The organism is Andreprevotia lacus DSM 23236 (assembly GCF_900176275.1).
GTDB lineage: Bacteria > Pseudomonadota > Gammaproteobacteria > Burkholderiales > Chitinibacteraceae > Andreprevotia > Andreprevotia lacus.
In genome coordinates this window covers 23,154-46,665 of sequence record NZ_FWXD01000003.1, presented here as the reverse complement: position 1 = coordinate 46,665, position 23,512 = coordinate 23,154, and the positions used below count along the sequence as shown (strand labels likewise).

At 64.2% G+C, this 23,512-nt stretch carries 25 protein-coding genes; 10 read left to right on the top strand and 15 right to left on the bottom strand.

The genetic code is table 11. The features are described 5' to 3' along the window. Positions 1-65: 65 nt before the first annotated feature. Entirely contained in the window at positions 66-1,223 is a 1,158-nt protein-coding gene (locus tag B9A19_RS03315; protein ID WP_084089130.1) for an iron-containing alcohol dehydrogenase, read from the bottom strand. A gap of 130 nt (positions 1,224-1,353) precedes the next feature. On the opposite strand from B9A19_RS03315, the gene B9A19_RS03310 reads away from it, so the two are divergent. From B9A19_RS03310 to B9A19_RS03300, 3 genes are all read left to right on the top strand, one after another. Further along, a complete protein-coding gene (locus B9A19_RS03310) occupies positions 1,354-1,989 on the top strand; it encodes a DsbA family protein (protein WP_084089129.1) in 636 nt (211 codons plus the stop codon). Between the two features lie 118 nt (positions 1,990-2,107). After that, a complete protein-coding gene (locus B9A19_RS03305) occupies positions 2,108-2,533 on the top strand; it encodes a DoxX family protein (protein WP_084089128.1) in 426 nt (141 codons plus the stop codon). A 79-nt stretch (positions 2,534-2,612) separates the two neighbouring features. Continuing rightward, positions 2,613-3,401, top strand: a complete 789-nt coding sequence (locus B9A19_RS03300; RefSeq protein ID WP_084089127.1) for a dioxygenase family protein — start codon at positions 2,613-2,615, stop codon at positions 3,399-3,401. On the opposite strand, the gene B9A19_RS21970 is transcribed toward B9A19_RS03300, so the two are convergent. The 4 genes from B9A19_RS21970 to B9A19_RS03280 form a co-directional block, all read right to left on the bottom strand. Next, positions 3,380-4,312, bottom strand: a complete 933-nt coding sequence (locus B9A19_RS21970) for a putative signal transducing protein (protein WP_245804267.1) — start codon at positions 4,310-4,312, stop codon at positions 3,380-3,382. The genes B9A19_RS03300 and B9A19_RS21970 overlap by 22 nt on opposite strands. 15 nt (positions 4,313-4,327) lie before the next feature. Further along, a complete protein-coding gene (locus B9A19_RS03290; RefSeq protein WP_084089126.1) occupies positions 4,328-5,251 on the bottom strand; it encodes a glycoside hydrolase family 16 protein in 924 nt (307 codons plus the stop codon). Positions 5,252-5,460: 209 nt separating this feature from the next. Beyond that, positions 5,461-5,883 (bottom strand): lipocalin-like domain-containing protein, encoded by a 423-nt coding sequence (locus tag B9A19_RS03285; protein WP_084089125.1) that lies wholly within the window; start codon positions 5,881-5,883, stop codon positions 5,461-5,463. A 29-nt stretch (positions 5,884-5,912) separates the two neighbouring features. After that, on the bottom strand, positions 5,913-6,827 hold the full coding sequence (locus tag B9A19_RS03280; RefSeq protein WP_084089124.1) for a helix-turn-helix transcriptional regulator: 915 nt from the start codon (positions 6,825-6,827) through the stop codon (positions 5,913-5,915). 117 nt (positions 6,828-6,944) lie between these two features. On the opposite strand from B9A19_RS03280, the gene B9A19_RS03275 reads away from it, so the two are divergent. Then, entirely contained in the window at positions 6,945-7,718 is a 774-nt protein-coding gene (locus B9A19_RS03275) for an alpha/beta hydrolase (RefSeq protein ID WP_084089123.1), read from the top strand. Here the strand turns inward: B9A19_RS03275 and B9A19_RS03270 are convergent. Then, positions 7,693-8,556: a polysaccharide deacetylase family protein gene (locus B9A19_RS03270; RefSeq protein ID WP_176216748.1), complete on the bottom strand. Its 864-nt coding sequence runs from the start codon at positions 8,554-8,556 to the stop codon at positions 7,693-7,695. The two genes, B9A19_RS03275 and B9A19_RS03270, sit on opposite strands and share 26 nt — an antisense overlap. 178 nt (positions 8,557-8,734) lie before the next feature. On the opposite strand from B9A19_RS03270, the gene B9A19_RS03265 reads away from it, so the two are divergent. Beyond that, positions 8,735-9,619, top strand: a complete 885-nt coding sequence (locus tag B9A19_RS03265; RefSeq protein ID WP_084089121.1) for a carbohydrate ABC transporter permease — start codon at positions 8,735-8,737, stop codon at positions 9,617-9,619. Next, positions 9,616-10,494 carry a carbohydrate ABC transporter permease gene (locus B9A19_RS03260; protein WP_084089120.1) on the top strand — a complete coding sequence of 293 codons (879 nt, stop codon included), beginning with the start codon at positions 9,616-9,618 and terminating at the stop codon, positions 10,492-10,494. The genes B9A19_RS03265 and B9A19_RS03260 overlap by 4 nt, the downstream gene beginning before the upstream one ends. A gap of 81 nt (positions 10,495-10,575) precedes the next feature. Here the strand turns inward: B9A19_RS03260 and B9A19_RS03255 are convergent, their stop codons facing one another. The 5 genes from B9A19_RS03255 to siaA all read right to left on the bottom strand — a co-directional run bounded on the left by B9A19_RS03255 (position 10,576) and on the right by siaA (position 16,265). After that, the gene (locus B9A19_RS03255; protein ID WP_084089119.1) at positions 10,576-12,270 is read right to left on the bottom strand and encodes a GGDEF domain-containing protein; all 1,695 of its coding nucleotides are present in this window, start codon (positions 12,268-12,270) and stop codon (positions 10,576-10,578) included. 153 nt (positions 12,271-12,423) lie between these two features. Beyond that, positions 12,424-13,236, bottom strand: a complete 813-nt coding sequence (gene siaD, locus B9A19_RS03250; protein WP_084089118.1) for a biofilm regulation diguanylate cyclase SiaD — start codon at positions 13,234-13,236, stop codon at positions 12,424-12,426. Positions 13,237-13,244: 8 nt separating this feature from the next. Then, a complete protein-coding gene (gene siaC / locus B9A19_RS03245; protein WP_084089117.1) occupies positions 13,245-13,619 on the bottom strand; it encodes a biofilm regulation phosphoprotein SiaC in 375 nt (124 codons plus the stop codon). Positions 13,620-13,695: 76 nt separating this feature from the next. Continuing rightward, positions 13,696-14,238, bottom strand: a complete 543-nt coding sequence (gene siaB, locus B9A19_RS03240) for a biofilm regulation protein kinase SiaB (RefSeq protein WP_084089116.1) — start codon at positions 14,236-14,238, stop codon at positions 13,696-13,698. Positions 14,239-14,279: 41 nt separating this feature from the next. Continuing rightward, positions 14,280-16,265, bottom strand: a complete 1,986-nt coding sequence (siaA, locus tag B9A19_RS03235; RefSeq protein WP_084089115.1) for a biofilm regulation protein phosphatase SiaA — start codon at positions 16,263-16,265, stop codon at positions 14,280-14,282. Positions 16,266-16,480: 215 nt separating this feature from the next. Here siaA and B9A19_RS03230 point away from each other — a divergent pair, with 215 nt between their 5' ends. Beyond that, positions 16,481-17,608 carry a sterol desaturase family protein gene (locus B9A19_RS03230; protein ID WP_217806976.1) on the top strand — a complete coding sequence of 376 codons (1,128 nt, stop codon included), beginning with the start codon at positions 16,481-16,483 and terminating at the stop codon, positions 17,606-17,608. Positions 17,609-17,675: 67 nt separating this feature from the next. Here the strand turns inward: B9A19_RS03230 and B9A19_RS03225 are convergent, their stop codons facing one another. Beyond that, the gene (locus B9A19_RS03225; RefSeq protein ID WP_084089113.1) at positions 17,676-18,218 is read right to left on the bottom strand and encodes a DUF1415 domain-containing protein; all 543 of its coding nucleotides are present in this window, start codon (positions 18,216-18,218) and stop codon (positions 17,676-17,678) included. 449 nt (positions 18,219-18,667) lie between these two features. Between B9A19_RS03225 and B9A19_RS03220 the strand changes: the two genes are divergently transcribed. Together B9A19_RS03220 and B9A19_RS03215 are read left to right on the top strand one after the other, a co-directional pair. Further along, the gene (locus B9A19_RS03220) at positions 18,668-19,060 is read left to right on the top strand and encodes a carboxypeptidase-like regulatory domain-containing protein (protein ID WP_084089112.1); all 393 of its coding nucleotides are present in this window, start codon (positions 18,668-18,670) and stop codon (positions 19,058-19,060) included. Between the two features lie 68 nt (positions 19,061-19,128). Then, entirely contained in the window at positions 19,129-19,530 is a 402-nt protein-coding gene (locus B9A19_RS03215) for an ester cyclase (RefSeq protein ID WP_084089111.1), read from the top strand. A gap of 71 nt (positions 19,531-19,601) precedes the next feature. On the opposite strand, the gene B9A19_RS03210 is transcribed toward B9A19_RS03215, so the two are convergent. Both B9A19_RS03210 and B9A19_RS03205 read right to left on the bottom strand, forming a co-directional pair. Then, the gene (locus B9A19_RS03210) at positions 19,602-20,195 is read right to left on the bottom strand and encodes an IMPACT family protein (RefSeq protein WP_084089110.1); all 594 of its coding nucleotides are present in this window, start codon (positions 20,193-20,195) and stop codon (positions 19,602-19,604) included. A 5-nt stretch (positions 20,196-20,200) separates the two neighbouring features. Beyond that, positions 20,201-20,596, bottom strand: a complete 396-nt coding sequence (locus B9A19_RS03205; protein WP_084089273.1) for a YkgJ family cysteine cluster protein — start codon at positions 20,594-20,596, stop codon at positions 20,201-20,203. Positions 20,597-20,717: 121 nt separating this feature from the next. Here B9A19_RS03205 and B9A19_RS03200 point away from each other — a divergent pair, with 121 nt between their 5' ends. Beyond that, positions 20,718-21,368, top strand: a complete 651-nt coding sequence (locus B9A19_RS03200; protein WP_084089109.1) for a pseudouridine synthase — start codon at positions 20,718-20,720, stop codon at positions 21,366-21,368. A 42-nt stretch (positions 21,369-21,410) separates the two neighbouring features. On the opposite strand, the gene B9A19_RS03195 is transcribed toward B9A19_RS03200, so the two are convergent. Beyond that, positions 21,411-23,348: an energy transducer TonB gene (locus B9A19_RS03195; protein WP_084089108.1), complete on the bottom strand. Its 1,938-nt coding sequence runs from the start codon at positions 23,346-23,348 to the stop codon at positions 21,411-21,413. Between the last annotated feature and the right edge of the window lie 164 nt (positions 23,349-23,512).

Sequence of the window (23,512 nt, the reverse complement as noted above, 5' to 3'; positions counted from 1 at the left end):
TGCGTGGCTTTTTTGTTGCCCTGATGCCGCTTTCCAAAGGTCACGGCTCGGGTCGGGACAGGCGCTTACAGGCTGGCTTCCAGCACGCGGCGGCTCACGTCCAGTGTCACGTCCTGTCGCTCGCCCAGCTGCGTCATGCCATGGCGTGCCAGCTGGCCGACGATGCGCTCGACTGCGTCGCTGCCGATCTGATAGGCGGCCAGATGGGTCGGGTTGCCCATGCGCTCGAAGAAATCGCGCGTATGGGCGATGGCGGCATCGATGCGCGCATCATCGCTGCCCTCATGCAGCCCCCATACGCGCTCGGCGTATTGCAGCAGCTTGGCGCGCTTGTCGGCACGCCGCACCTGCAGCATGGCCGGCAGCACGATGGCGAGGGTTTGCGCGTGATCCAGGCCGTAAACGGCGGTCAGCTCGTGGCCCAGCATGTGGGTGGCCCAGTCCTGTGGCGCGCCGGCACCGATCAGGCCGTTCAGCGCCAGGGTGGCAGACCACATCAGGTTGGCGCGTACCGTGTAATCGGTCGGCGTGGCCAGCGCCTGCGGGCCGACTTCGATCAGGGTTTGCAGCAGGCCCTCGGCAAAACGATCCTGCACCAGCGCGCCGGCAGGGTAGGTCAGGTATTGCTCCATCACGTGCACGAAGGCATCGACCGCGCCGTTGGCGATCTGCCGCGGTGGCAGGGTATAGGTCTTGGTCGGGTCGAGGATGGAGAACGCCGGGAAGGTGCGCTCGCTGCCGAAGAACAGCTTGTCGTCCCCGGCGCGGCTGATTACTGCGCCGTTGTTCATTTCCGAGCCGGTGGCCGGCAGGGTCAGCACGCTGCCTAACGGCACGGCGTCCTGAATGGTGCTGCCGAAGGTGGTGAGGATGTCCCACGGATCGTTGCCCGCATAGCGCGCGGCTGCCGCGACAAACTTGGTGCCGTCGATCACCGAGCCGCCTCCCACCGCCAGCAGGAAGTCGATCTGCTCTGTTTTGACGATCTCGACCGCCTGCAACAGCGTCTCGAAACGCGGGTTGGGCTCGATACCGCCGAACTCGCGCACATCATGGCCGTGCAAGGCCGCGCGTACCTCATCCAGTGTGCCGTTCTGCTTGATGCTGCCGCCGCCGTACAGCACCAGCACGCGCGCGTTGGCGGGCACCAGCCGCGCCAGCTCGGCGATCTTGCCGGCACCAAAGACGATGCGGGTCGGGTTGTAGAATTCAAAGCCTTGCATGGATGTGCTCCTCTGGTACAGATACGGTGCAGCAGCAGATGGTGAATGCTACCGTAATGGTGCTGCTGCGCTATTCAAAACAGTTTGCTTATAATTAGACCGGTCGTCTATAAATTCAAGCACTCATTCCATGTCCAACGATATCCAATCCTTCGAACTGCTGTTTGATCCGCTGTGTGGCTGGTGTTACGGCGCACACCCCATTGTGCGCGAGGTGGCGGCCCAGACCGGCAAGCCGCTGCGGCTGACGCCCACCGGCCTGTTTGCTGGCGCCAACGGGCGCGAGATGGATGCAGGCTTTGCCGCCTATGCCTGGCAGAACGACCAGCGCATCATGCAGATGACCGGTCAGCAGTTTTCCGATGCCTATCGCCGCGACGTACTGCAGGCCGGCGGCCGTTTCGATTCGTGGCTGCTCACGCTGGCCTTCCACATCCTGTCGAGCGCGCAGCCCGATGATGCGCTGGCGGTGCTTGAAGCGCTACAACAAGCCCGCTATGTGGCCGGCCAGGACGTGAGTGATGTGAATGTGCTGGCTGGCGTGGCCGAGGGGCTGGGCATGCCGCGTGCTGCTTTCCTCGCTGCCATGCAGGATGATGCCACCGTGCGGGCTGCACGGGCACGCCTGCAGGCCGGCCAGCAGGCGCAGCGTGCTGCAGGTGTGCGTGGCGTACCGGCGCTGCTGGCGCATACCACCAACGGCATTCGCCTGATTCCGTCGCTGTATGACCCGGCCAGCCTGGCGGCCATCGGTGTGGACATCTGATCCCGCGGCCTATTGTTGCGAAATTCGGGATAAATCATCTATTGAATGCTGGTTTATCCTGAATGGCTACGGGCTTAAGCTGTCTCCATCGCACATCACTGCCACAAGGACAGCCGCCATGACCCGCACCACCACGACCACCCGATTCGACAGCCAGCAAATTGGCATCTTCCTGATGCGCACCGCGCTGGGGGTGATGTTTCTGGCTCACGGCCTGACCAAGCTGCTGGTGTTTACCCTGCCCGGCACCGCACAGTTCTTTGCCTCGGTCGGCTTCCCGGCCTGGCTGGCCTATCCGGCCACGTTTGCCGAGATCATCGGTGGCGCCATGCTGCTGGCCGGCATCATGCCGCGCTGGGTAGCCGGCGTGCTGACCGTGCAACTGGCTGCCGCATCGACCGTGCACTTCGGCAATGGCTGGGCCTTTGGCAACCAGAACGGTGGCTGGGAATACCCGGTGTTCCTGACTGTGACGGCCGCTGCCGTGGCCCTGCTGGGCGACGGGGCGCTCACCCTGGTGCGCAGCCGCCTGCCCAAGCGCTGAAGCGCTGGCATTTCCAACCATCACGCGTAAAGTATCCTACCAACCGCCCGGCAATGCCGGGCTTGCACTGGAGTTCATCATGACCCGCCTGCCCACCGTATTCGTCTCCCACGGCTCGCCCATGCTGGCGCTGGGTGCCGGTGCCACCGGCACGGCCTGGCACAGCCTGGCGCAATCCTTGCCCAAGCCGCGCGCCATCGTGGTGTTCTCCGCGCACTGGTCGGCACCGACACCCGTGGTCGGCACCGCCGCCAGCCACGACACCATTCATGACTTTGGCGGCTTCCCGGCCCCCTTGTACGAGGTGCGTTACGACACACAAGGCGACCCCGAACTGGCGCTGCAGCTGGCCAAGGGCCTGCAGGATGCCGGCTGGCCGGTGCGCGTCGACGATGAGCGCGGGCTGGACCATGGCGCGTGGGTGCCGCTGAAGGACATGTACCCGGATGCCGAGGTGCCGGTGGTACCCATCACCATCAACAGCCGGCAAAGCCCGGCCTGGCACTACCAGCTGGGGCAGGCGCTGACCACGCTGTTGCCGGACGACGTGCTGCTGGTGGCGTCGGGCAGCCTCACCCACAATCTCTACGAAATCGAGTGGGGTCATGACGGCGAAGCAGCGCCACCCTATGTGACGGCGTTTCAGGAGTGGTTCCATGACCGCCTGCAGGCCGGTGACGTCGAGGCGCTGCTCGACTATCGCGCCCGCGCGCCGGAAGCTGCCCGCGCCCACCCGACGCAGGAACACCTGCTGCCCATCTATGTGGCGCTGGGCGCCGCAGGCGAACGCCCGGCAGTGACGCGGCACTTTGCCGCCGTCACCGAGCGCATCCTGGCCATGGACGTTTACAGCTTTGCTGCTGCCTGATCCGGCGGGGCGGATGTTGCTTCATCCGCCTCGTCGATCAGGTCGTAATCGCCACGCTCGAATGCGGCCATGATCTCGCGGGCCCGGGCCAGCTCACCGGCCGGCACCTGCACCTTGATGCCGCCGAGCGCATTGGACCACAGGGCGTTGTATTGGACCGTTTGCATATCTTTCAGGCTGGCAGGAATTCCTTCTGCTTCCAACAGGCCGCGAAGTGCTTCGGCCGGAAAAATCTGGTCAAAGCTGGTGAGCGTGACGTGGTCATCGCCCGGCATGTCATGGCGGGCTTGCATCACTTGTGGCGATTCGGGCTCCGCAGCGGTTGATTGCTTGTGCACCACGGCCAGCCCCAAGCAGCGGTCCAGCAGACGCTGTCGCGACCCGCGCAATACAAAGGCGCAATCGATTATCGGCAGCACAGGGAGCAACAGCAACCAGGACATCGAGGTGGCTGTCTCCGGGGGCATTGCCGTTTTTGGCCAGAGTGCGACCAGGGGCAGTGCACTCCAAAGCACGCTGCGTGCAGCCAGTTGCCAGCGTTTGGCGGGCTGCAGATCGACAAGCCGGATGACCTGCAGGCCGAACAGCAGCTTGGCCGGGCTGCGTGGCAACATGGCTTCGACCAGCACTGGCGGTAACCAGATCACTGCAAAAGCGCTGGCCGAGTCGATGTCGTGCAGAAGGGCGGATAGCACGCCAAACAGCATGAGGGCTGCAACAAAGTCAAACAGGCGTGGCAGCACGCGATATGCAAAGCCAGCTGATTCATGGGCCGTGCCTTGCTGCGAAACATCGGGCATTTCTGCTCCTTGGGTGTGGCGAGGATGGACGCTGTCTTTGAGGGAAGCGTCGAAGGCATCATCACCTGAGCTTGCAGAAAAAGAAAGCTGCTGTGGCGCTGCTACAACCACCAACGCCCACGGCTGCTACAAATCACACGGCGACGGCAGCGCCGGGTTAGCCGGTGCTACGCCATCGGTGAACGCCGTGCCCGCCTTGCGCAGCGCCGCCACGCGCGCATCCACCTGTTGCGGGCTGAGTACCTGATTGGCGGCGTGATAGACCCAGTCCACGTCTTCTTCCCAGCGGCGCAGGGTTTTGTCAGCGGTCATGCCTTCGGCGGTGAACCACAGGTTGAAATTGATCGACATCGGCACGCGTGGGTAGCTGCTTTTGCCGTGCCGGCCGCTGTAGACGCCATCGACGTAATACACCGTTTCGTCCTTGGCCACCTGCACCAGCAGCGTATGCCAGCCGGTCAGCTCGCCACGCTGGGTATGACTCTGGTTGTATTGCCTGTAGGGCTGCATTTGCACCGTTTCCCAGCTGGTCATGAACAGCGCGGCATTGCGCTCACCCCAGCCGCCGTGGTGCAGGTATTCGAAATCGATCTCGCTGAAATCCGGGTCCATGTCGCGTTTGAGCGGACTGATCAGGTAGAAGGTCTGCACCGTGCGGTCGCCGTCGGGGCCGCTGACCGGGGCGGCAGAAAAGCGCACCCGCGCGGCATAGGTGCCAGCAAGGTATTTGCGTGCATGGCAGAGCTGGGCCTGACGCGTGGTGCTGCCATCGGTTTCGGCATTCATGCGCAGCAGCCGGTTGCCGGTCTGTTGCGGGTCGGCAACCATGCTGAAGCGCTGTGCGCTCCACAGTGCGCCCGTCGGGCCGGGCCAGCCGGCGGCGGTGCGCATGATCCAGCCATGCGCGGCCAGCTCGCCGGGATTGGCATAGCTGAAGTCATCGAACAGCTCGCCCGCTGCGGTGTCGGCCTGCGCGGCCTGGCGGTGACAGCCTGCCACCGCGATTACGAGCGGGGCCAGCACGAGCAGGGGCAGGGCGAGTTTGTTCATGGCGATCCTCGTAGTGACGTTCAACGTTTCAACAACAGTTCCCTGCAGCGATTGACGAGCAACAGCGAGGCTCCCTCGCGGTGGCGAGGGCGGGGGGGAATCAATCAGAGAGCGCCGTCATTTCGCTCGCATAAGCAGTGAGAACCCGGCTTGGCCGGGTGCTTGATGCCGTTGGCCCGCAGCTCAAGGCCCTATGGAGTGCAAGGCGCTCAGCGCAGACGGCGGAACACTTCCACCAGATGGCCATCGGCATCGCCCAGCCCCATGCTCACCAGCGGATAGCGGCCGGCCATGGTCAGCTGGTCGCCATCGAAGCTGATGTCAAAGGCGATGGACTGGCCGACGTAGTTGGGGAAATTGCAGAACTCGATATGCTCGACGTACTGATTGTTGTCGAGGCTCCACGTGCCGCTGCCCGAGTTGTAGCTGGCAAAGGCTTCCAGTCGCAGTTCGGGCGTGCCGGCGTAGGACGGGAAGTTCGGCCGCTCGTTCCTGGCCGAAAAGAAGGCAAAGCGCGTGGCTGTGATCATCTTGATCATGCGCCAGTCGTCGGGCAGACAGGGATATGTGGTGTCGCCGATGGTGAGGTCGGACGAGAGCAATTGCCATTCGCCTTCAAGCGGGTGTGTCATGGTGATCCTTGTGGTGGAGAATGTCTGCGTTATTGCATCCAGCACTCTGCAGTACGGTACTGGCGCGGCGTCACGCCGGTGGTCTGGCGGAAGGTACGGGTGAAATTGCTCGGGTTGTCATAGCCGACGCGCTCCATGACCTCGCTGACCGGCAGCAGGGTGTCGCGCAGCAGCGTGGCGGCCATCTGCATGCGCAACGCGATGGTATAGGCGCGCACGCTCTGGCCGGTCAGTTTGCGGAAGTGCTGGTTCAGCGTGGTGCGGTTGCTGCCGCACCAGCGGGCCAGTTCGTCCAGGGTAAAGCTGGTGTTGTAGCGGTCGTGCACCAGCAGCAGTACCTGATCCAGCCGGTGGCCGGTGGCTGCGGTGCTGGCATGGGCAGGGGCGTCGTCACTCAGCACGCGCAGGCGGAACAGCAGTTCGATCAGCCACGAGCGCATGCGGCAGGGCCAGTTGCCGTCACGCTGCTCGTCGCCTTCGGCGGCGATGCGCGCGCAGGCGGCGGCCAGTTGTGCGTGCAGCGCGGGCAGCAGCGTCAGCGGCTGGCCCATGTGTATCGCATCCAGAAACGGCTGCAGCAGCCAGGCATCCTGGCTGGCCGTGCCGTCGAACCAGGGCGTGCTCTGCAGTGCCTCTATGCTGAACACGCTGTTGACCACGCAAGGGTGGAAATAGACACAGGACAAGGCCAGCCGTGTGGCGCGGATGATGGCCGGGCGGCTGGACTCATCCAGCAGCAGCACGGCCGGCGCGCTCACCAGTACGGGCTGGCCATGCAGGCTGAGCAGGGCCGAGCCTTGCCGCACGTGCACGATCACGTAGCGCGGGTGCGCCGGGTCGGCCGGCGCCAGCACTTCGCCTTCGGCCACGGCGATGGGCATGACCAGATCGGGATAGATGCTGCGGCCGATGACGGCCAGCGGCGGTAGCGCGTTGCGGTCCATATTGGTCTTCCTGTCGTTTTGCACAGTGCTGCGGCCATGCTGCTATCACGGTCCGCCTGCTGTCATCCCTAATCTTGGCCCTGCTGCCGGCCTTTGCCGGTCTTCAGGAGCCCTGCCATGTTCAAGACATCCCTTAACCGTCCCCATCTTGCTCTGCTGCTGGCCGCTGCGCTGGCCCTGCCGGTGGTGCACGCCAAGCCGCTGAAAACCGGCAAGGCCGCAAAACCCGCGCCAGCGGCCGAGGCGGCACCGGCAGTACCCAAGGTCAGCGGTCAAACCGTGGCCTTCCAGAGTGGCGACGGCACATTGCTGTCGGGCGTCTGGTACGGTCCGGAGCATGCCGACCGCGTGGTGCTGCTGTCGCATCAATACAACCGCACCCAGGACGACTGGGCACCGTTGCTGCCCGGCCTGCTTGCGCAAGGTTATGCCGTGCTCACCTACAACTTCCGTGGCTATCCGCCGTCGGCCGGCAAGATAGACCTGAGCCATATTGCCGATGACCTGCGCGCCGCCAGCACTTTTGCGCGCTCGCGCGGGGCAGGGCATCTGGCGCTGGTCAGTGCCAGCATGGGCGGCATTGTTACCGTGCCGGCTGCGCTGGACATCCAGCCCGATCTTTACGTGTTGCTCAGCTCGCCGGGCGCCTATGGCAGCATTGCCGCGCCGGATGAGGCGCTCAAGGCATCGACGGCAGCCAAGCTGTTCATCAACAGCAAGTACGACAGCTATCTGGCCGACACCACGCACATGCACGAGGTAGCCGGGGGTACCAAGGCGCTGCAGGTCTTCCCTGGCGGCGCGCATGGCGCGGATCTGCTCAGCGGCGATGGTGCACCTGTGGTCATCCGCGCCATCAGCGATTTCATTGCGGCAAACTGGCGGTCTTGAGCTGTGGCGGCTGGGGCTGCGCCGGCAGCCCCAGCAGGCGGTCCACGGTGACGAACTCGTAGCCGCTGGCTTTCAGCCACGGGATGAGCGCATCGACCGCGGCCACCGTCTTGCCGCGTTTGCCACCCGCGTCGTGCATCAGGATGATCGCCTCTTCATGCATATTGTCCTGCACCGCACGCTCGATGTTGTGTTTGCCGAACAGCATGCGGTTCTTGTTCCAGTCCTGCGTATCGAGTGACCACAAGATCACCTTGATGCCGCGCCGTGCCAGGAATTCGATCTGCGCATCGCTGATCTCGCCATAGGGCGGGCGCATCAGCGTCGGCTCGAAGCCTACCATGCGCTTGAAGATGGCCTGCGTTTTGCCCAGCTCCTCGTCCCAGAAGGTCTGCTCGTCCACACCCGACAGATGCGGGTGGGTAAAGGTGTGGTTGGCCAGCGTGTGGCCTTCGCGCCACGCACGCTCCACTGCCCACGGGCGCAGCTCCATGTTCTGCCCCAGCATGAAGAAGGTGGCATGCACGCCATGCTTTTTCAGCACATCCAGCAGCGGCCCGGTGTATTCGCCGGGGCCGTCGTCAAAGGTCAGCGCCACCTGGCGCTGGTGGGTGGTGCCTTCCAGCCACAGCTCGCGCGGATATTTGGCGGCCTGGCGCTCCATCTCCTGCAGCGGCACCTGTTCCCAATAGGGCAGGAAATCGGTGCGGATGCGCTGGCGTGCCTTGGGCTGGTCGGCCGCAATGCCGGATGGTGTTTGCGGCGCGCGCGGCCACCACTCCCAGGCCCAACAGGCGGTCAGGGCAACGACGAGCAGCAGCAGGATAGAGGCGAGCATCGGGCGCTTCCGTAGCAGGGCAAGGCTGGGTTTCATGGGCTATCCGCCAGTGGCATCGGCTTCATTATGCGCGACAGCCGGATGCGCGACATGCATACGGGCCATGCAGCGCATGCCTTGACGCAAGCCATGGTTTGCCGGAAAACATCATATCGTCAATCGCTTGCAAGGATGCAGCATGGCCAGACCCGGCGTGCGCCCGTATACCGGGATCTTGTTCGTGCTGCCGTTCTTGCTGCCGTTTGCGCTGTTCAGCCTGTGGCCGCTGCTGTGCAACCTCTGGCTGTCGCTGATGGATTACTTCCTGGCCGAGCGCGCCACGGCGTGGAACGGATTTGCCAACTATGTGGCGCTGACCGAATCGGATTACTTTATCCGGGGGCTGAAAAACTCGCTGCTGTTCCTGCTGACCGTACCGGCGCTGCAGATCGGTGCACTGGGGCTGGCGCTGCTGGTGCGGCGTGCGCTGCCGGGGGCAGGGTGGTTTCGCACCATGTACTACCTGCCGGTGGTGGTGGCGGTCTCGGTGGTGGCAGTGGCATGGCGCTATGTGTTCCAGTATGACGGCCTGCTCAACAGCATGCTGGACTGGAGCCACCTGTGGCCGGGGGCAGACATGGATTGGCTGGGCCGGCCGCAGTTTGCGCTGTATGCCGCGATGATCTTCGCGGTGTGGAAGAACGTCGGCTATTACATGGTGCTCTATCTGGCCGGCCTGCAGGCGGTGCCGCGTGCGCTGCATGATGCCGCGCTGCTGGACGGCGCCGGCTTCTGGCAACGCCTGCGCCACGTCACCCTGCCGGCGCTGCAGCCGGTCATCCTGCTGTGTACCCTGCTGGCCACTATGGGGGCGCTGAAAACCTTCCAGGAGGTGTTGGTGCTGACCGGCGGTGGCTCGGACACCATCACCCTGCTGATGTTTGTCTACGGCGCGGCGTTCCATGGCCAGAGCTTTGGGCTGGCCGCCGCAGCAGCGGTGGTGATGATGATCATCTGCTTTGCCGTGGCGGCGGTGCAGTTCCGCTACTTCGGGCAAAAAGGCATCTGGGGGAAGGAAGTATGAGCACCGAGCAACTGGCCCTGAACTTGCCGGCTGCAGTGCAGACCCGGCGCATCCGGCTGGGGGCGCTGGCCCTGCCGCTGCACTATGCAGCGCTGCTGCTGTGCGCCTTGCTGATGACCTTTCCCTTCCTCTGGGCGCTGGCGGTGGGCTTGTCGAAAGACCCGTCCGGCATCTGGCGGTTTCCGCAGGCGTTCTGGCCGCGTGATCCGGGCTGGTACTGGTTCGGCCGCGTGCTGAACGAAATCCCGTTCTTTACCTACGTGGGCAATTCGCTGCTGCTGTCGCTGTGTACCGTGCTGGCCACCTTGTTGCTGGCCATTCCCGCTGGCTATGCGCTGGCGCACATGGAATTCCCCGGCAGGCGCTGGCTGTTCGGCCTGTTGCTGGCCACCTTGATGGTGCCGATGGAAATCGGCGTGGTGCCCAACTTCCTCACCCTGTCGCAGCTGGGCTGGCTGGGCACTTATGGCGCCGCCATGCTGCCCAATATCGCCAGCGCCTTCGGCGTGTTCATGATGAAGCAGTATTTCGAGGCCCTGCCGGCCGATGCGCTGGAGGCCGCCCGCGTCGATGGTGCAAACGAATGGCAGGTGATGTGGCGCATTGCGGTGCCGATGTCGTGGCCGGCCGTCACCACGCTGGCCATCTTTACCTTCGTCAGCGCGTGGAATGACTACCTGTGGCCATCGGTGGTGCTGAGCGACCGGATGAAGATGCCGCTGGCGGTGGGCATCTTCCACGATCTGACCGGGCCGTTTGCCACCTCGACCAGCCTGGTGCTGGCCGCCGTGGTGCTGGCGGCGCTGCCGGTGTTGCTGTGCTTTGTGTTCACGCAGCGCTGGCTGTTGGCCGGGGTGATGGACAGCCGAGCTTGAGGGAGTAGCCGCAAACAAACCCCCGCTGGCTGCGTTTTGCACGCCTTGCCAGCACCGCGTTGCCGGGTTTTGTGCGCGGCTTCACTCGTGCATGAAGAAGCACTTGCTGCAGTTGCGCCCGGAGAACTTGGCTGAATACAGCGCCACATCGGCACGCTGGTAGGTCAGGTCGATTTCCTCTCCGGCGTAGGCGGGGACGGTGACGCCCAGGCTGATGGTGACCTGGATGGTGTTGTCGCCGCTTTGCACCACGGTCTGTTCTACCTGATGGCGCAAGCGTTCAGCCGTGGCCAGTGCGGTGGCAGGGTCGCTGTGCGGCAGCAGGATGACGAATTCCTCGCCGCCCACGCGCGCCAGCAGATCGGTATCACGCAGGTCGGTCTGCAGTACACGCGTGATCACGCGCAGTACTTCGTCGCCGGCGGCGTGGCCGTACAGGTCGTTGACCTGCTTGAAGAAGTCGATGTCGGCCATGATCAGCCCGTACAGATGCCCGCCGCGACGGTAACGCGCGCGCTCGCGTTCCATGGCCTCGAACAGCGCGCGGCGGTTGAAGGCCCCCGTGAGCGGATCACGCATGGCCAGCCGTTGCAGCGCTAGCGTGCTGCGGTGCAGCCGGTGATAGGTGAACACCAGCAACAGCAGCAGCACGGCGACGACCATGGCGGCAGGTTGCAGTTGCTCCAGCACGCTCAGCATGATCCGGCCGCTGGGGACTTCGTAAACCAGCCACCAGCCGGCATCGGGGATGGGCACGGCAATCAGTTCGCGCGTGCCGCTGTGGCGGAATTCGCCGCTTTGCGCCAGCTTGTCGTCCAGCTCGCCCGCATTCAGCCCCAGTTGCATGGCCAGCGTGGGCGCGATACGCGGGTTGATGCGCTGATTGCTGCCCGCAATCAGCCGTGCCTCGGCCAGGCTGGCGGTCGGGCTGCGTACCAGCAGCAGGCGCCCGCCCGACAGGTGCCGGGTATCCAGCGCCTGTTGCAGAAAGCCCAGTCGCAGATCTGCCCCCACCATGCCACGGAAATGCCGGCCTTCGTACACCGGTGCACCGTGGCTGACCAGCAGCTGCTGGCTGGCCGGATCAACATAGGGCTGGGTCCAGAAGGCCGCACGCCCGGGGTTGCGGGCGGGGGCGGCCCGGGTCAGCAAGTCGTCGTTGTTGGGGCGCAGCAGAAACCCGGGCTGCCCGCCGGCCGACCGGTCGTGCAGTTCGCGTACTGGCACCCAGGGCGACACGGCATACAGCGGGCCGGCCGACAGGTAATACACCCACGCCAGATCGGGGGTGGTGCGCAGTGCGGCGCGATGCAGTGGAAACAGCCACAGCGCCATCTGGGTTTCGCGTTGCAGGTCGGGACTGGCCGCGCTGGCGTTCAGGACAAGATTGCCCACACGCGCCGGCACCAGCTCGGAGGGGACCAGCGCCAGGCTCAAGCCTGGTGCGCCATCGCTGCTGCCCAGATAGGCCGACAGCGGGGAGGGGGGGAGCGGGGTATGCGGTTCCAGCAGCGCTTCCGCAGCTTCGCGCTGGATTTGCACCTGGTAGGACACTTCGTTCAGACGGGACTGGATCAGGGTGGCCCGCGCTACCACGGTTTCGCGCAGATCGGCCATGGTGGCACGCTGTTGCGCGCGCAGGGGCAGCAGGATCAGCACCGAGATGATGATCAGCAGCGACAGCAGCGCGCCAAACGACAGCCACGTGGCACCACCGCGCAGATGATGCAGGCGCAGCGTCAATGGTGGCAGCAATCTGGGCCGGCTGGGTGACATGGAGGCGCATGGACGGAGTAGACCATGCTTGAATAGTGCAGTAATTGCCGCACCCAGAAACTGTCAGCATCCGACTATGCGGCCGGATTGCCGACGAACGGCTGTCGGATGCCGCGCGCAACAAGCCGTGCAGCCGGTGCGCCAGGCAGGTGGTCAGTCTGCTGCGGGGCTGGCCGGCTGGCTGCCGGCAGGGGCGACTTCGCAGCGGTTGCGCCCCAGCTTCTTGGCGGCATAGAGCGCGGTATCGGCCCGGCTGATGGTGGCAGACAGATGATCGCCCGGCAGGTGCTCGGCCACGCCGAAGCTGGCGGTCACGTTGTGTTCGCCGGCAACCACGTGCAGCGCGGCAATTGCGCGGCGCATGCGCTCGACGGCTTCCAGTGCTTCGGGCAGGCCGGTTTCCGGCATCACGATGAGGAATTCCTCGCCGCCCCAGCGGCCGCACAGATCGTATTCACGCACCGACGAGGCCATGGCACGGGCAATGTCCACCAGTACGGCATCGCCACGCTCATGCCCGTAGGCGTCGTTGATCTGCTTGAAGTGATCGATGTCGGCCAGCACCAGCGTCATTGGCCGGCCCTGGCGCAGCAGGCGGTTGGATTCGGTGCGCAGCGCATCCATCAGCATGCGCCGGTTGGCAAGACCGGTGAGCGCGTCGTGGTTGGAGGCATCCTTGAGCGCCTCGTTCAAGTCACGCATCACGGCCTGATAGCGATCGGAAATACGCGCGATCTTTTCCAGCTTTTTCAGCTGGCGGCGGTAACGCTCCAGCAGCGACTGGTTTTGCTCGCGCGCCATGTGCTGATAAAGGTCGGAGACATGGGTGACGCGCTCGATCAGGTGCAACTGCGAGCGGAACTCGCCATACAGCTCGTTCAGTGCGCCGCGCAGCGGATGGTCGTCGTACTGCGCATCGGCCAGCAGTGCCTCGATGCGCAGATCCAGCGGGGTGACGTCGTTCATGGCCGGCCTTATTGCTGCACGATATTGAACGGAAAGCTGCAATCTTCCTTGAACTCTTCGGCCAGCTCGGCCACGCGCTCGTTTTCCTGATCATAGTGCCAGTTCACGCTGACCGTGCGGCCGCCGGCATGGGCTTCTTCGAGATTGTCGAAAATCTCCATCATCACCTTCACGCTGCTGGTGTTCAGGTACAGCAGGTGCAGGTTGAGCACCAGCGGCTGCACGGTTTCGGCCAGATAGCGCTGCACCCAGCCCAGCAGGGGCGAGAACAGCTCGAAGGAGTTTTCCGGGTAGGAATCGCCGCGCATCAGCAGGGTACCCGCAGCGCTGTCGGTGCGGATTTCCGGGGTGGATTGGCTGGCAGGGATGTGCAAATCATTCATGGCTTGGTACTACCTGTAGGTTTCTTGTTGTTTGACCGGCTCACTCATCGCTGCAGATGCCTGGCCGGGCACGACATCAGATCACGACGCTGAGGCTGAAAAAGGCGCGACCGTCGGGCAGGGGCCGCAGGCTGCATGCCAGCGGTGCCGCTGCCCGGCGGGCGATATCGATCAGGCCCAGGCCCGCGCCGCTGCCGCTGTCTTCATCACGCGGCTTGCGCAGCTGGGTTTTGTAGGCGGTCTTGAGCTCGGTCTTGTCCATGGCGGCCAGCGCCCGCACCTGGGCCTGCAGTACGTCGCCGTCGGCGCCATCGACCAGATTGCCGGCCGATACCACGTAGCGGTCTTCTGCATCACGTGCGATGACCACGGTGGCGCTGGCCTCGTGGTCTTCCCAGCCCTTGCTCGCCGCGTAGTGGCGGATATTCTGCGTCATTTCGATATAGGCGCCGAATACATCGGTAGAGGCCGACGCCGTGGTATTGGCGCTTTGCAGGTAGTTGCGCAGCGCGGTGCCGATTTCTTCAATCAGGCTGCGCGTGAGCGGGCCGTTGAAGCACAGCAGGATGCGCTGGGCATTGTAGGTCTGCTGCAAGGCATGTAAGTCGAGTAGTTCCATGCGATCTCTCTGCTCGGCCGCAAGGCCGTGGGTGCCGGCATTCAGGCCGGACGGAAACAAACAAGGGTGATGTCGTCGCGCTGGGCATGTGTGCCCTGATAATCGGCCAGCGTGGCGGCAAAGGCGCCGACCTGTTCGGCCAAAGGCAAACCGGCATGCATGTTTATCATATCGGCAAAGCGCGTATTGCCAAATCCGTAGCCGCGTTCGCCGCCGGCCTGGTCAAGCAGGCCATCGGTGGTCAGATAGAAGGTGGCGCGCAGCCCGTCCAGGCGCGTATTGGTGTATTCGCCCGGCTGGCGCTCGCCGATGGCACGGCGATTGCCGGCCAGCACCTGCACCGTGCTGCCGTCATGGTAATACAGCGGCAGATGCGCACCGCAGAAGGTGACGCTGTCTGCATTGGCGCTGACCCATGCCAGCGCGCAGTCCATGCTGGTGGCAATCATGCCGTTGCGTTCATCCAGCTGTTTGCCGCGCACGATGGCGTCCAGCCGGGTCAGCACGGCGGCCGGGTTGCGTACGTCCGCTTCGACCAGCGCCTGATCGAGCGCCGAGGTGGACAGCATGGTCATGATGGCGCCGGGCACGCCATGGCCGGCGCAGTCCACCACGCCGATCAGGTAGCCGTCGGCATAGGCGCGGAACACATAAAAGTCGCCGCCGACGGTATCGCGCGGTTGCCACAGCACCGCCTGTGCCGGCCCCAGTGTGCTGCTGAGTGCCTGCTCGGGCAGGATGGCCCGCTGGATCAGGCTGGCATAGGTGATGGAATCGCTGATCTTCTTGTGCGCGGCCGCCATCTGCTGGTTGGCCTGCACCAGCTCGGCGGTACGCAGGCGCACGGTGGATTCCAGTTCTTCTGTATGGCGCTGGATCTTGCTGACCATGCTGCCGAAGGCATTGGTGAGGGCGCCGATTTCATCATGCCGGGCCGGTGGCAGCGCCACGGCATAGTCGCCGGAGGAAATGGTGCGCGCCGATTGCTCCAGCTGCAGCAGCGGCCGGATCAGCAAGCGGTTGACGGTGTAGACGAACAGCGCAACCGCACCGACAAACAGCAGCATGGCGGCAATGGCAACGGGCAGCAGCAACTGGTCGTCGATCACCTGAGCCGCATCGAGATCGACAGCGGTGACGACATACCATTTCAGCTCAGGCAGCCAGGCTACGGCAAAGCGCTGCGGCTTGCCTTGCAGCATGGCCGAGAACAGTACGGCATCGCTGGGGTGGGCGGCGGCCTGGGTCAGCGCTGTCTCGGCGGCGGCGGCATCCTGCGGGCGCGACAGCAGGCCATACAGCGATTGGTCGTTGCCAGCCTGCTTGACGGCAGAATTGAGCGCAATGCGGCTGCCGTCCGGGTGGGCCTGGATGGCGCCGTGCGCATCGACCACCATGGCGGTCACGCCGCGTTCATGCGTGCCGACGAAATCCTTGAGGAAGGTGGACAGGTCCAGCCCGGTGCCGGCAAGGCCAATGGCCTCCTTGCCGTTCTTGACGATGACGTTGAACCAGATCTTGGTCAGGCCGAGTTTGACGTCGTGATCGACATTGATGTTGAAATCGGTGGTGTTGCGCATGGTGCCAAAGAACCAGCCGTCGTTGCTCGAGGCCGGGTTGAGGCGGTAGCGCGGCGCGCTGCTGAAGGTGGATTTGCTGTCGTTGAAGTAATACTGGTTGCTGCGCGCCGAAATCACGAAGTAGGAGTGATCGCGGAAGTCTTCCCGATAGCCCTCTGCTTCCTTGAAGGCAATGCTGCGCAGGGCTGTGTCGTCTTCGTCGAGCAGCCAGCGGCGCGTGACTTCGGAATGCGCCAGCCGCAAGGAGAGTGCCAGCTCGCGCGAGACGGGGGCCACGATGCGCTCGCGGTTGAGCAGGGTGAAGTTGCGCGCATAGGCATCGCCCAGATGCGTGCGGATTGAATCGACCGCCTGCCAGCCGAGCACACCGGCCAGCAGCAAGGTCAGCAATGCTGAAACGATCAGCGCCAGCAGCAGCTTGCCGCGCAATCCGAGGCGAAATGCCATTCCCAAGTCCGACTTGTAAGTTTGATGATTACTATAGTGGCAATCGCTTCTTTACGGGCGAGTATCACGCGAACAAGCTGCAGCAATGTGTATTAGCTGTTACTTTTTTGCTGAATTGGCAGGTGTATTCCATTTTAAACAACATGAAACATACATTTCCCTGACGAAAGTGAAATATGTTAGCGTCGCTACAATTTTGTTGCGGAAAAATGGTGATGCTGGACAAGTTGAACCGCCTGTCGACCTCGCACGGGCGGATTTATTTTGGCAATGGCCTGGCTACCGGCGTGTTTGCGCTGATGCTGGGGTTGATGTGCTTTCTGGGCGTGCTGGCGTTTCACTTTCCGGCCTATCTGACCACCCCCCAGCTGCGCGAGGTCTATAACCCCGACGCAATGCGCACCCTGCTGTTCTGGTCCATGGTGGCCAGTGGCGGTGTTGCGCTGGCCAATATCGTGCTGGACCGTGCGCGCTGGTTGTCTGCCGCCGCCTTTGCACTGGTGGTGCTGGCAGCCCTGCTGGGCGGCAGCAAGGTGCCGGTGCAGCCTTACGCGCAGCACACCCCGTATATCGGGCTGGACTGGTTCATTCTCGACTTGCTGGGCTCCAGCCTGATTTTCATTTTTGTCGAGAAACTGTTCCCGCTGCGGCGCGATCAGCCGGTATTCCGCCCGGAATGGCAGACCGACCTGCAGCATTTCATCGTCAACCACATGGTGGTCGGCTTCATCCTGCTGGCCACCAATCTGCTGGTGCACCGCTTGTTTGGCTGGGCGGTGCGTGACGGCATCCAGCAATGGGTGCAGGATTTGCCGTTTGGCGTGGCGCTGTTCCTCATCGTGCTGGTGGCCGATCTGGTGCAGTACTGGACGCATCGCGCCTATCACGAGGTATCGTGGCTGTGGCGTCTGCACGCTGTCCACCACAGCGTGAAAAGCATGGACTGGCTGGCCGGCTCGCGCCAGCACATCCTGGAGCTGATCATCACCCGCACCCTGGTGCTGGCGCCCATCTTCGTGCTGGGTTTCTCCAAGGACGTGATCGACGCCTACATCATCATCGTGGGCTTCCAGGCGGTGTTCAATCACACCAATGTAAACGTGCGACTGGGGCCGCTGCGCTACATCCTGGTCACGCCCAACTTCCACCATTGGCACCACTCGCAAGACCGCGAAGCGCTGGACCGCAACTACGCCGCGCACTTTGCCTTCCTCGATTACCTGTTCGGTACAGCCGTGAAATCAGATCGCAAATGGCCGAGCGATTATGGCGTGCTGGGTGACTATGTGCCGAATGGCTATCTGAAGCAGCTGGCCTTTCCTTTCGCCAGAAAGAAAAAGTGACGCCACCAGTCCCGGCCGATGCCGGGGCGATGGACAGACGTCAGCCGAGGCCGCGCATTGCGCGGCCTTAGCGTTTCAGGCCCAGCGACTCCCACCCGGCCACCCCCAGTTTTTCCAGTACCTCGATATTGCGCTCGAAAATGGCCGCCGCATCGGGGAAGGCCGCAGCGGCGCGCGCGATGCTGTCCTCGCGCAGCAGGTGCAGCGTGGGGTAGGGCGCGCGGTTGGTGTAGTTGCTGATCTCGTCCGGCTCGGTGCCTTCAAACTGGAATTGCGGGTGGAAGCTGGCAATCTGGATCACCCCCTCCAGCCCGTGTTCTTCCACTGCTTCTTCGGCAATACCGGTGACATCGTTGAACACGAGGAAGTCGGCCAGCAAGGTGGGGTGGATCAGCAAGGTGGTATCGGTTTCGGCCGGATCGGCAGCAACCAGATAATCCAGCTCGCGGTCGAGGTCCTCCAGAAAGCCATCCAGGTGACGTGCCTCGCTTACCACGATGCGTACCTGGTTCTTCACGTATACCGCCTTGGCAAACGGGCACAGGTTCAGGCCGATCACGGCCTTTTCCAGCCACAGGCGCGTGGCGGCGATCACATCATCTTGGTTCATGGACGGCAGCAGCAGTATTGATGCTGCTATTTTGCCGTTGCAGCCCTGGCTTGTCTGCCCTGCCGGACGGATAGCGGTGCTTTGTGGGGCCTGTTGGCTTGAACGGCAGCTTCGCAATGATCTTGTTCGTGCCACTGACGAGCGACAGCGAGGCCCCCTCGCAGCGGCGAGGGCGGGGGGCGTGGATTCAAACAAGCGAAGCGCCCTCGTTGCTCGCTCAGTAGACGGTGAGCACCCGGCTTTGCCGAGTGCTTGATGCAGATGGCACGCAGACCAGGCCGTGAGTACATGACAGGCGCTTCGGCAGAATTGGCGCTGCACAGCGTGAATTGTGGCTGAACATGCGTGCGCAATAGCGGTTTAATGAAGTGGCCTCTAAACCGTGCCGTTCCGACCGGTGTTGCTTGCCGCAATGGATGACGGCATGACCTGAACAAGGAGAGATACTCATGAAGCTGCTACAAACGACCGTGCTCAAGGCTGCTGCACTCGCTTGCCTGCTTGTTGCACCGGCTTATGCTGCAGACCGGATGGGCGCTGCCGACTTCATCAGCGGTGGTGTCGGCGACGAAGAGCTGGCGCAGATCAGGAGCCAGCGTGGTGATTACAACGTGCACGTGCTGCTCACCGAAAAGTCCGGCGCCTATCTGTCCGGTGTGCATGTGGTGGTGAGCGACCGCAATGGCCAGGTGGTGATCGATACCGAAACGCGCGGCCCGTATTTCTACGCCCGGCTGCCGGCAGGCCAGTACACGCTGGTGGCCAGCAGCGACGGCCACACGCAGACGCGCAAGCTGAACGTGGGCCATGGCAAGGGCAGTGACATGCATCTTGCCTTGTAGGCGTTTGCAATATTCATCACGCCCCGGCTGTAACGCCGGGGCACATCAATCAAAAGGGGGAGACCATCATGAGCACCGATATCAACAAGGCCGCGATCCGGCAGTATGTGGATGCGTTCAATCGTGGTGACTGGCAGACCATGCAAAAGCTGTTTGCCGACGATGCTGTGGTCTATGGCGTGCTGGGCTGGGGCCGCCTCAACGATGTGTTGCCCACCTGGATACGCTTGCACGAAGCGCTGCAGATGAAGCTGGAGGTGGTCGATCTGGTGGCCGAAGGCCACAGCGTGGCGTTGCGCCTGAACGAATCCGGTCGCGCGGTCGGCCAGTTTTTTCATCATCCGGCTACCGGCAAGACTTATGAAGCGGTGGCGATGGAGTGGTTCGAGTTGCGCAACGGCCTGATCACGCGCCGCTGGGGCGCGCGCGACAGCGCCGGCATTTATCGCCAGCTGGGCTACACGGCATGAGCTTGATTCACGCCGCGTAGCGCCGTGACAGTGCTACACGGCGCAAGGCCGCCAGCAGATGGGCGTCCGGTTCAATCCGGCTTCAGCCAGACCAGCGCGCCATGGCAGGCGTCGCTGGCCTGTTGCTGGAATGCCGCTGCGATATCAGCAGGCAGGCTGAGCCTCAGCGTGACCGCATCGGCGTGCTGTACGTCGAGCAACGTGGCATCGGCCTGTTGCTGCACCAGCCGGCGCAGCAGGCCTTCCAGTGCATACGGCACCTGCGCGTGCAGCTCGCGCATTGCGCGTAGCGGTACTTTTTCGGCTTGCAGCAGTGCCTGTGCGACGGTATCGGTGTAGGCGCGCACCAGTCCACCTGCGCCCAGCTTTACCCCGCCAAAATAACGCACCACCACCGCGACGACTTTTTCCAGATCCTGGTGGCGCAGCACTTCCAGCATGGGGCGGCCGGCGGTGCCGCCCGGCTCGCCATCGTCAACCGCGGCCGAATGACCGCCAGCCAGCAGCGCCCAGCACACATGCACCGCCTCGGGGTGCTCGGCGCGCAGGCGGTCCACGATGGCTTGCGCGGCAGGCCGGTCGGCCACCGGCATCACCAGTCCGATGAAGCGACTTTTCTTGATCTCCAGCAGGCTGTGTACCGGTGCGGCAAGCGTGTAAGGCATCGCGTTTACTTGTTGCGATAGGCGCAATAGCCCGGGCGGGGGCCGATCTTGGGGTGATTGCGACAGGTATTGGGCCGCACATCGTAAATTGTGCAAAGCCGTGTTTCGGCATCCAGATAGGTGCAGTCGCCACTGGCGCGCTGCGCCAGCGTGTACACGCTGTGCTTGAAGTTGAAATGCGCGACCACGCCAGCTTTTTGCAGCCGCTTGGCGATCTGCTTGGGCTGTTCATGCTCGGCCTCGAACGGGTCGACCACGCCCATGCGCACCAGATCGGGCAGCTTGACCTCGACCGGCATGGTACAGCACGCCGAGGTGCAATCGAGGCACATGCCGTTGCGGTAGCGTGCCCAGGTATCGAGGTTCTCCAGCGTGGAGATGTGAATGAGTTTCTTGTCCATGATGGCCACGTCCGGTCGGCCCGGTGATGCAAAGAGGGCGGATTGTCGCACAATGTGCGCTGCATGCCGCTTGCCCGTCTGATCACCGGCTGGTAAAACCGCGCGCTCGACCGGAGTTTTCATGAGCATTTACAGCCCACCCGCCCATACCGGGCTTGATCTGATCCACGCCGACGATCACCTGATCGTGGTGGTCAAGCCTGCCGGCCTGCTGGCCGTGCCGGGGCGGGGTGATGACAAGGCCGATTGCCTGCTCAGCCGCGTGCAGCTTGAATACCCCGATGCGATGACGGTGCACCGGCTGGATATGGATACTTCGGGCCTGGTGGTATTCGGGCGTGGGCCGGACATGCAGCGCGCGCTCAGCGTGGCCTTCATGGACCGGCAGGTGGACAAGCGCTATGCCGCCGTGGTCGGCGGCCAGATTGCCGAGGAGGGAGAGGTCAACCTGCCACTGTGCGTGGACTGGCCCAACCGGCCGCTGCACCACGTCAACCACGAGATCGGCAAGCCCTCACACACGCGCTACTGGCGCACCGGCTACGATGCGGCGGCTAACACCAGCCGGGTCGATCTGGAGCCGGTGACCGGCCGTACCCATCAGTTACGGGTGCACATGCAGGCCATCGGCCACCCCATGCTGGGCGATACGTTGTACGGCGGCGAGTGGATGGGCCATGCGCCGCGCTTGCTGCTGCATGCGCGCCTGCTGGCGCTGCGCCACCCGGTCAGCGGCGCGGCCATGCAGTTCGAGGCAGCTGCGCCGTTCTGACCCTAGGCATGGTTGCCGCCGACCAAGCCTTGCGCAGCAGCGCTACTGCGACAGCAGGCCGGTGCCGTCCTTGTCGAAGATCAGCGTGCGGTCCAGCACGATCTGGCCCTGTTCGTTGAGCGAGGCTTCGGGCACCGGCCCGTATGAGGTCTGGCTGGCGGCATCGACGATGCGTTGGGCGCCGGCATCGAGCTGCGGGTTGCCCGATGATTCGAGCAATTCATAGCGCACCAGCCGGCCATCACCATTCAGGATGAGGCGTAGCCGCACGCGGCCATACAGCGATTTGCCATTGTCATCACGCGGGAAGTTGAGCAGGCCCATGCGCTCGATCTTCTTGCGCACATTGCCGTCCCAGAAGCTGAAACGCACCCGTGCCGCGGTATCGAGTTGCGGCGTGGTGAAGGTGCCACGGCCAAAGCGGTTGGTTTCTGCCGATGGGGGCGTGTAGTGCGTGTTCAGCGCCGGTGCCGCCGTCGGCTTGGCCAGCAGGCTGCCCAGATCGCCCACCACCACTTCCTTGGCTGGCGCGTTGCCGCTGTTGCTGCCGCGCGCGCCGCTGTCGGCCGGCTTGCCGTTGCCCACCCCCGTGCCTTCTGCCGTAGCCTGCTTCTGCCCGGCTGCGGTGCTCTTGCCGCCAGTCGGGCTGCTGCCGGTGGTCGGCAGTGGCGTGATGCCGCTGCCCGGCCGGCTGGCAACGGTGCTGGCTGCCCGCGTTGCCGGCGTGGTGGTCGAAGCCGGGGTGGAAGCTGCGCTGCGTGCGGTGGCGCTGGCTGCCTGTGGTGCCGGGCTGGTGCTGGCCGGCTTGCTGGCACTTTGGGCCTGTGCGGTGGCTTCTACGCGCGAAGCCGCCACGGCAGCGGGACGGCTGGCTGGCAAGGGCGTCACTGCTGCACGCGGGGCCGGCGTGCTGCTTGGTGCCGGGGCGCTTGCAGCAGCGCGTGCCGGCGCGGCCGTCGGCGGCAGGCTGGGCAAGGCACTGGGGGTAGGCAGCGGCACATGCGTTGGCGCCGGGTGTGGTGTGCTGGTGGCTGGCGGCAGCGGCGTGGGCGCGCGTGTCGGCAGCGGTGTCGGGTTGGGGGTGGCGACCGCTGTCGGTACCGGTGTGGCCGGTGCGGTGGGCTGCGGGCTGGGGGCCTGCGTGGGTTTGGGCGCGATGGTTGGCGCTGCGGTCGGGCGTGCCGTGGGCTGCGGTGTCGGGGCCGCTTGTAGGGTTGGCAGCGGCGAAGGCTGCTGCGTGGGGGCCGGGCTGGGGACTGGGGTATTTGTCGGTGCCGGCGCTGCAGTGGGCGCGCTGGTGGGGCGCGGGCTGGGTACGGCACTGGGCTGCGGTGTGGCTGCCGTTGCGAGCGTGGCGGGTTCAGGCGTCGCACTCGGGGCCGCGGTCGGCATCGGTTCGGATGCTGCATGGGCGACAGGCTGGGCCGGGTGCGGCGTTGCCGTGGGGGGGACGGGGGCGGCACTCGGTTGGGGCAGGGGGGCGTGTGCCGGCTGCGAGGCTGCAGGCGCGCTGGCAGGGGTATTGTCCTTGTCCTGTTTGTGCGGTGGCACGGCGTAGCTGGAGAACTCCGTCACGGCCACCGGCTCTGCCGGCGCGGCGGGTGCCGGTTTGGCCGGCTCGGCTGGGGGTGGGGGCGCTGCTTTCTGGCGGGCGTTGTGTGCATTTTGCTTGTCGCTGCGCGCGGCATGGCGCGTTTGCTGTGGCGGTGTGTGCGGCGCGGGCAGTGGCAACGTATCGGCCGGCGGTGCTGTTTGGGTATCGGGGGTGATGTCTTCGGGCTGGGCCAGCGTTTCCGGCGCCAGGCTGATCAGCAGGCCGCTGCCGGCGTCTTCGGTGCCATTGCTCAACGGTGGCAGTGCCAGTGCCAGCAGCATCAGCAACACGGCGTGCAGCAATAGCGAACACAGCGCCGAGCCGCTCAGGCGCCGGTGCCGTTGTGCAATTTCTGCATCGCTATAGATGGAAAGCCGCCGCTTCATTGATTCGCTATGTGGTACCGCATTGCTGGAACAGGCCACGCCACGCAACGGGGCAGGCAAGGCAGAGAAGGTAGCACGGCACGGCCGCCTTGCCCACGGTGCCGGTATGGCACGCTGGCGGGCAGGATACCGTGCATGTCTTTCACCAATGTAGCGGCCCTTGC

Coding starts and splice junctions, on each gene's coding strand:
- B9A19_RS03315 (WP_084089130.1), bottom strand. CDS start 1,223: ATGCAAGGCTTTGAATTCTACAACCCGACCCGCATCGTCTTTGGTGCC.
- B9A19_RS03310 (WP_084089129.1), top strand. CDS start 1,354: ATGTCCAACGATATCCAATCCTTCGAACTGCTGTTTGATCCGCTGTGT.
- B9A19_RS03305 (WP_084089128.1), top strand. CDS start 2,108: ATGACCCGCACCACCACGACCACCCGATTCGACAGCCAGCAAATTGGC.
- B9A19_RS03300 (WP_084089127.1), top strand. CDS start 2,613: ATGACCCGCCTGCCCACCGTATTCGTCTCCCACGGCTCGCCCATGCTG.
- B9A19_RS03290 (WP_084089126.1), bottom strand. CDS start 5,251: ATGAACAAACTCGCCCTGCCCCTGCTCGTGCTGGCCCCGCTCGTAATC.
- B9A19_RS03285 (WP_084089125.1), bottom strand. CDS start 5,883: ATGACACACCCGCTTGAAGGCGAATGGCAATTGCTCTCGTCCGACCTC.
- B9A19_RS03280 (WP_084089124.1), bottom strand. CDS start 6,827: ATGGACCGCAACGCGCTACCGCCGCTGGCCGTCATCGGCCGCAGCATC.
- B9A19_RS03275 (WP_084089123.1), top strand. CDS start 6,945: ATGTTCAAGACATCCCTTAACCGTCCCCATCTTGCTCTGCTGCTGGCC.
- B9A19_RS03270 (WP_176216748.1), bottom strand. CDS start 8,556: ATGCTCGCCTCTATCCTGCTGCTGCTCGTCGTTGCCCTGACCGCCTGT.
- B9A19_RS03265 (WP_084089121.1), top strand. CDS start 8,735: ATGGCCAGACCCGGCGTGCGCCCGTATACCGGGATCTTGTTCGTGCTG.
- B9A19_RS03260 (WP_084089120.1), top strand. CDS start 9,616: ATGAGCACCGAGCAACTGGCCCTGAACTTGCCGGCTGCAGTGCAGACC.
- B9A19_RS03255 (WP_084089119.1), bottom strand. CDS start 12,270: ATGTCACCCAGCCGGCCCAGATTGCTGCCACCATTGACGCTGCGCCTG.
- siaD (WP_084089118.1), bottom strand. CDS start 13,236: ATGAACGACGTCACCCCGCTGGATCTGCGCATCGAGGCACTGCTGGCC.
- siaC (WP_084089117.1), bottom strand. CDS start 13,619: ATGAATGATTTGCACATCCCTGCCAGCCAATCCACCCCGGAAATCCGC.
- siaB (WP_084089116.1), bottom strand. CDS start 14,238: ATGGAACTACTCGACTTACATGCCTTGCAGCAGACCTACAATGCCCAG.
- siaA (WP_084089115.1), bottom strand. CDS start 16,265: ATGGCATTTCGCCTCGGATTGCGCGGCAAGCTGCTGCTGGCGCTGATC.
- B9A19_RS03230 (WP_217806976.1), top strand. CDS start 16,481: ATGCTGGACAAGTTGAACCGCCTGTCGACCTCGCACGGGCGGATTTAT.
- B9A19_RS03225 (WP_084089113.1), bottom strand. CDS start 18,218: ATGAACCAAGATGATGTGATCGCCGCCACGCGCCTGTGGCTGGAAAAG.
- B9A19_RS03220 (WP_084089112.1), top strand. CDS start 18,668: ATGAAGCTGCTACAAACGACCGTGCTCAAGGCTGCTGCACTCGCTTGC.
- B9A19_RS03215 (WP_084089111.1), top strand. CDS start 19,129: ATGAGCACCGATATCAACAAGGCCGCGATCCGGCAGTATGTGGATGCG.
- B9A19_RS03210 (WP_084089110.1), bottom strand. CDS start 20,195: ATGCCTTACACGCTTGCCGCACCGGTACACAGCCTGCTGGAGATCAAG.
- B9A19_RS03205 (WP_084089273.1), bottom strand. CDS start 20,596: ATGGACAAGAAACTCATTCACATCTCCACGCTGGAGAACCTCGATACC.
- B9A19_RS03200 (WP_084089109.1), top strand. CDS start 20,718: ATGAGCATTTACAGCCCACCCGCCCATACCGGGCTTGATCTGATCCAC.
- B9A19_RS03195 (WP_084089108.1), bottom strand. CDS start 23,348: ATGAAGCGGCGGCTTTCCATCTATAGCGATGCAGAAATTGCACAACGG.